General features: G+C 73.3%; 1 protein-coding gene. It reads left to right on the top strand.

Annotated elements, in window-relative coordinates; translation table 11 throughout:
- Nucleotides 1–254 precede the first annotated feature (254 nt).
- Nucleotides 255–662: metallophosphoesterase (locus tag DBR36_RS18575; RefSeq protein WP_258222877.1), on the top strand; the 408-nt coding region annotated here is incomplete at its 3' end.

The following is a 662-nucleotide window of genomic DNA, read 5'->3' as shown; positions in this document are numbered from 1 at the left end:
GGGCGGATGGGCGGCGTGTCGGGCAGAGCGCCCGCAGTTGTGCACGCCCGCCGTGCCGGGTGCCGCGGTGCCGGGTGCCGAAGCGGCACCGCCCGGGCCGCGGCCCTCGGGCGGGCAGCACCCGCGGCCACGGCGATCGGGTGAATTCTCACCGTGTTCATCGCGCGTTCCCGAAACATGTCTGTAACATTTCGAGGCAACCGGGAGCATCACGCCGGTGTCGCGGCCGTACCCGACGGCCCGGAAGGATCGAGATGCGCTACGCCGAGTACCCCCGTGCCGAGAGGGTGCTGCTGCACCTGAGTGACACCCACCTGCGCGCCGGCGGGGCGCCGCTGTACGACGATGTCGACTCCGAGGCGTACCTCGCGCGCGCGGCGTCGGCGATCGAGGCCTCGGGCGTCCGCCCCGATGCGCTGGTGTTCACGGGAGACCTCGCCGACTTCGGCGAGGCCGATGCTTACCGCCGCGTGCGGGCCATCGTCGAGCCGCTCGCGGAGCGCCTGCGGACCCGGGTCGTGTGGGTCATGGGCAACCACGACGATCGCGCAGCCTTCCGCACCGAGTTGCTGCCCGCCGAGGCCGCCGACCCCGCGGCTCCCGTCGACCGGGTCGACGAGCTCGACGGCCTGCGCATCGTGACCCTCGACACCTCGGTGCCC

The organism is Microbacterium sp. HMWF026, from assembly GCF_003061325.1.
GTDB classification, from domain to species: Bacteria; Actinomycetota; Actinomycetes; order Actinomycetales; family Microbacteriaceae; genus Microbacterium; species Microbacterium testaceum_E.
This window is presented reverse-complemented; position numbering and strand designations above follow the sequence as displayed.